This window comes from Bradyrhizobium nivariense, from assembly GCF_029846695.2.
GTDB lineage: Bacteria > Pseudomonadota > Alphaproteobacteria > Rhizobiales > Xanthobacteraceae > Bradyrhizobium.
The window spans coordinates 1-5,072 of sequence record NZ_JARWCR020000145.1 but is presented as its reverse complement, the minus strand read 5'-3'; the positions used below and the strand labels follow the sequence as shown (position 1 = coordinate 5,072).

3 protein-coding genes are annotated in these 5,072 nt (G+C 64.2%); all 3 read right to left on the bottom strand.

The window, feature by feature from the left end:
- Positions 1 to 245 precede the first annotated feature (245 nt).
- On the bottom strand, positions 246 to 1,535 hold the full coding sequence (gene murA, locus QCM77_RS45305; RefSeq protein WP_279667880.1) for a UDP-N-acetylglucosamine 1-carboxyvinyltransferase: 1,290 nt from the start codon (positions 1,533 to 1,535) through the stop codon (positions 246 to 248).
- A 140-nt stretch (positions 1,536 to 1,675) separates the two neighbouring features.
- A complete protein-coding gene (yidI, locus tag QCM77_RS45300) occupies positions 1,676 to 2,143 on the bottom strand; it encodes an inner membrane protein YidI (RefSeq protein ID WP_279667881.1) in 468 nt (155 codons plus the stop codon).
- Between the two features lie 89 nt (positions 2,144 to 2,232).
- Positions 2,233 to 4,668: a DNA topoisomerase (ATP-hydrolyzing) subunit B gene (gyrB, locus tag QCM77_RS45295; RefSeq protein WP_280097059.1), complete on the bottom strand. Its 2,436-nt coding sequence runs from the start codon at positions 4,666 to 4,668 to the stop codon at positions 2,233 to 2,235.
- Between the last annotated feature and the right edge of the window lie 404 nt (positions 4,669 to 5,072).

Genomic DNA, 5,072 nt, shown 5'->3' with positions numbered 1-5,072 from the left:
CTGCGCACTCACCTCCGGCCAATGATCCAAAATCTCAGGACGAATCTTCATCCCAAGCTTGAATCATATCGAGATTCTTTGTGTCCAGAGCTAAACCTAGCGCGAATGAGGGTTGGGGTGAGGGGCTGCTTCCGCAAAAATAGTGACAGTCGGACTCGCGGAGGCTCCCCCTCACCCGGAATTTGCTACGCAAATTCCGACCTCTCCCCGCAAGCGGGGCGAGGTGAAAAGCTACCGCCTCACCCCTACCGTTCAGGCACGCGCCTGATCTTCGCGCCGAGCGCATTCAGCCGTTCGTCGATGCGCTCATAGCCGCGCTCGATCTGGTCGGCGTTGTTGATCGTGGAAGTGCCCTCGGCGCAGACGGCCGCGAGCAGCATGGCCATGCCGGCGCGGATATCCGGCGAGATCATCGATGCGCCGCGCAGCCGGCTAGGACCGGCGATGATGGCGCGGTGCGGGTCGCACAGCACGATGCGCGCGCCCATCGCGATCAGCTTGTCGACGAAGAACATCCGCGATTCGAACATCTTCTCGAACATCAGGATCACGCCCTCGCATTGCGTGGCGGTGACGATCGCGATCGACATCAGGTCGGCCGGGAAAGCCGGCCAGGGCTGGTCCTCCAGCTTCGGCACGTGGCCGCCAAAGTCGTCCTGGATCTTCAGCGTCTGGTTCGAGGGCACGATGAGATCGTCGCCTTCGATGCGGCAGACGATGCCGAGCCGTTCGAACCCCATGCGGATCGAGCGCAGATGCTCGACGCCGGCGCGCACGATACGAAGCGGCGAACGCGTGACGGCCGCGAGTCCGATCAGTGAGCCGACTTCGATATGGTCCGGCTGGATCCGGTAGGTCGCACCGCCAAGCGTCGCCGGACCGTGCACGATCATGGTGTTAGTGCCGATGCCTTCGATCCTGGCGCCGAGCGCGACCAGGAAGTTGGCGAGGTCCTGCACATGCGGCTCGGACGCGGCGTTGCGCAAATGGGTGACGCCGTCGGCCGCGACCGCCGCGACCAGCGCATTCTCGGTCGCGGTGACGCTGGGCTCGTCCAAAAACACATCCGCGCCCGCCAGCCTTGCCGCGCGGAATTCGAGCCGGTCGGTCGCGGTGACTTTGGCCCCCAACTGTTCCAGCGCCAGCACATGCGTGTCGAGACGGCGGCGGCCGATGACGTCCCCGCCGGGTGGCGGCAGCATCACTTCGCCGCAGCGGGCGAGCAGGGGGCCCGCGAGCAGGATCGAGGCGCGGATGCGGACGCACAAGTCCGGATCGAGATCGGCGGCGCGGATGCTCTTGGCATGAATATGAAGCGTGTTGCGGGCCGTCCATTCGGCCGCAGCACCAACCGAGCGGATCAGTTCGACCAGCGTCTCGGTGTCGCGGATCCGCGGCACGTTTTCCAACGTCACCGGATGCTCGGTGAGCAGGGCTGCCGCGATGATCGGCAGCGCCGCATTCTTGTTGCCGGACGGCTCGATCGAGCCCGAGAGCCGGTGACCGCCCTCGACGATATATTGGATGGGCGCCACTGAGGTCTCTCGCTGTCCTGTGGGTGGGGGCGGGCGGTTCGGAAGCGGAAACTACCGAGAATTGAGCAGGGTAGCAATTCTGCACTTGTCGCGGCAGAGGGCCGCTCATCGGCCCTGAACAGGCCCGCTGGACCTGGCGTTTAGAACAAGCCGATGATAGTCGCCACCACATAAAGGATGACGATCAGCATCAGCACGCCCATGGCCAGGAAGGATATCTCGATGGCGATGGCGCCGCTGCCGAGCGCGGCCGCCACGCCGGCCAGGAGCCTCTCCTCGCGAAACACGAGCGCGAGGACGGAGAACAGGATGGCGAGCAGGCCGAGCGAGATCGCGCCGATCGAGGATGCCTCCCTGAGCTGGCTTCCCGTCGACTTCTCCCGCGGCGGTGCGTGATATTCGACGCCCTTGACCCGCGCGATCAGTCGGTCCTTGAGGCGGTGCCCGGTGTCGGCAATGACCTGGTCCGCCGGGGGCGGCGGATAGATCACCGGCACGATCCAGTGCGGCAGAACGGCCGCGATCAGCGCCAGCACGCCGACGATGCTGCCGATCACGCCGAGACGTCGCGAGGGGAGGGCAGGGCTGGTGGTCGCAGAGCTGCTCATGGCACGAGCTTCCCGGCCGGAACAGGCCGCTGGGTTCAACCGTTTCGTCGCAATGGCCGCCGGTCAGGTTCACCGGCGGTCGGAGCGTCTCAGATATCGATCGTCGCGCTCAGCGAATGTTCCTGGATGAAGTCGCGGCGCGGCTCGACCACGTCGCCCATCAGCTTGGTGAAGATGTCGTCGGCCTCGTCGACCTCCTTGACCTTCACCTGGAGCAGCGAGCGAGCGTCGATGTTGAGCGTCGTCTCCCAGAGCTGCTCCGGGTTCATCTCGCCCAGACCTTTGTAGCGCTGCAGCGTGACGCCCTTGCGGCCGGCGTCGGTGACGGCTTCGAACAGATCGACCGGGCCGTAGACCATGTGCTCGACGTCCTTGCGCCGTAGCTTGCCGGGGCGGACATAAATGTCCTGGAGCTTCACCGTGTACTCGTCCAGCTTTCGCGCCTCGACCGAGCCGAGGAAGGCGTCGTCAATGACGGCGGCTTCCTTGACGCCGCGCACCGTGCGCTCGAACTGGAAACCATGGCCTTCCACGTATTGACCGATCCAGCCGCGCTCGACCTCGTCGGCGAGAGTGTCGAGGCGGGCGGCGATGTATTGCGCGGCCGCGGCGGCTTTCTCCGGATCGCCGTAGATCGTCTTGTTGAGCACGCCGGTGATGGCGGCCTGCTCGATCACCTTGCGATTGTAGCGGGTGTGCAGGCTGCGCAGGATGCCGCGGACGGCGCGGGCGTCGTCGACCAGCGAGCGCAGGTCGCGGCCGGTGCGATCGCCGCCGGTGCCGGGAATATAGACGCAATCGTCGAGCCCGGTATCGATCAGATAATCTTCCAGCGCCCGCTCGTCCTTCAGGTATTGCTCGGACTTGCCGCGGTTGACCTTATAGAGCGGCGGCTGGGCGATATAGAGATAGCCGCCGTCGATGATCTCGCGCATCTGCCGGTAGAAGAAAGTGAGCAGCAGGGTGCGGATGTGGGCGCCGTCGACGTCGGCGTCCGTCATCACGATGATCTTGTGATAGCGCAGCTTCTCGATCGAGAATTCGTCGCTGATGCCGGTGCCGAGCGCGGTGATCAGCGTGCCGATCTGCTCGCTGCCCAGCATCTTGTCGGGACGCACGCGTTCGACGTTGAGGATCTTGCCGCGCAGCGGCAGCACGGCCTGGAATTCGCGGTTGCGGCCCTGCTTGGCGCTGCCGCCTGCCGAGTCGCCCTCAACGATGAAGAGTTCTGATTTCGCCGGGTCTTTCTCCTGGCAGTCCGCGAGCTTGCCGGGCAGCGAGGAGACCGAGAGCGGGCTCTTGCGCGTCAGCTCGCGCGCTTTTCGCGCGGCTTCGCGGGCAGCGGCGGCCTGGATCACCTTGCCGACGATCATCTTGGCTTCGGAGGGGTGCTCCTCGAACCAGGCTTGCAGCGCCTCGTTGAGCACGTTCTCGACCACGGGACGCACTTCCGAGGACACCAGCTTGTCCTTGGTCTGCGACGAGAATTTTGGGTCCGGCACCTTCACCGAAAGCACGGCGGTGAGGCCTTCACGGCAGTCGTCGCCGGTGAGCGCGATCTTTTCCTTTTTCGCGTTGGCCTCGGCATAGCCGTTGACCTGGCGCGTCAGCGCGCCGCGGAAGCCGGCGAGATGGGTGCCGCCGTCGCGCTGTGGGATGTTGTTGGTGAAGCACAGCACGTTCTCATGGTAGCTGTCGTTCCACCACAACGCGGCCTCGACGCCGATGCCGTTGGCTTCCGCGCGCACCATGATCGGCGCCGGCACGATCGCCTTCTTGTTGCGGTCGAGATATTTGACGAATTCCTCGACGCCGCCGGAATAGTGCATCTCCTCGCGCTTCTCGACCGCGTGACGCATGTCGGAGAGGGCGATGTTGACGCCGGAGTTGAGGAAGGCGAGCTCGCGCAGCCGATGCTCCAGCGTGGCGAAATCATACTCGATGTTCTTGAAGGTTTCCGTCGAGGCCTGGAACGTCACCTCGGTGCCGCGCCTACCGGGCGCATCGCCAACGACCACCAACGGTGCGACGGCATCGCCATGGGCGAATTCGATGTAGTGTTCCTTGTTGTCGCGCCAGATGCGCAAGCCGAGCTTGCTCGACAGCGCGTTGACGACGGAGACGCCGACGCCGTGCAGGCCGCCGGAAACCTTGTAGGAATTCTGGTCGAACTTACCGCCGGCATGGAGCTGGGTCATGATGACCTCGGCCGCCGAGATGCCTTCGCCCTTGTGGATGTCGACCGGAATGCCGCGGCCGTCATCGCGCACGGTGACGGAATTGTCGGCGTTGAGCACGACATCGACGCGCGAGGCGTGGCCCGCGAGCGCCTCGTCGATCGCGTTGTCGACGACCTCGTAGACCATGTGGTGCAGGCCCGAGCCGTCATCGGTATCGCCGATATACATGCCCGGACGCTTGCGGACGGCATCGAGACCCTTGAGCACGCGGATCGATTCCGCGCCGTATTCGCTCGGATTTGAGGGCTCGTTTTCGGCAGGCGTCTGCCGAGCAGGTTCTGTCATGAAAGGCCTTCGAGATGTCGCCCGAATCAGCGGCGCAAAAGGCGCTGATATGCAGGCTATTTGTGCCATGAAAGACGGATTGCGCCTAGCGCAAAGTATCTCCCGGCAAGCCTTTGATCAGATAGGATTTTTAGGCCGGTTTTCAAGGCTTTCGAAGGCCGATTTCGGGCGTTGAAAAAAGCGCGATTCGACAGGCGGTTTCGGGTCGCTGAAAGGCGTGGATTTTGCGGGGACGAAGGGTGTTCCGAGGCCCACCTGGAGCATTCGGCCTTTGGTGAAATTGGTCGGCCCTCGGATTCTCTGCAACCTCTCCCGCTTGCGGGGGAGGTCGGCGCGAAGCGCCGGGTGGGGGCTCTCTCCACATTGGGAGTATCCATTGTGGAGACACCCCCACCCCAACCCTC

What these genes read in the sequence shown, in the direction of transcription:
- yidI (WP_279667881.1), bottom strand. Translation starts at nt 2,143, where the DNA reads ATGAGCAGCTCTGCGACCACCAGCCCTGCCCTCCCCTCGCGACGTCTC.
- gyrB (WP_280097059.1), bottom strand. Translation starts at nt 4,668, where the DNA reads ATGACAGAACCTGCTCGGCAGACGCCTGCCGAAAACGAGCCCTCAAAT.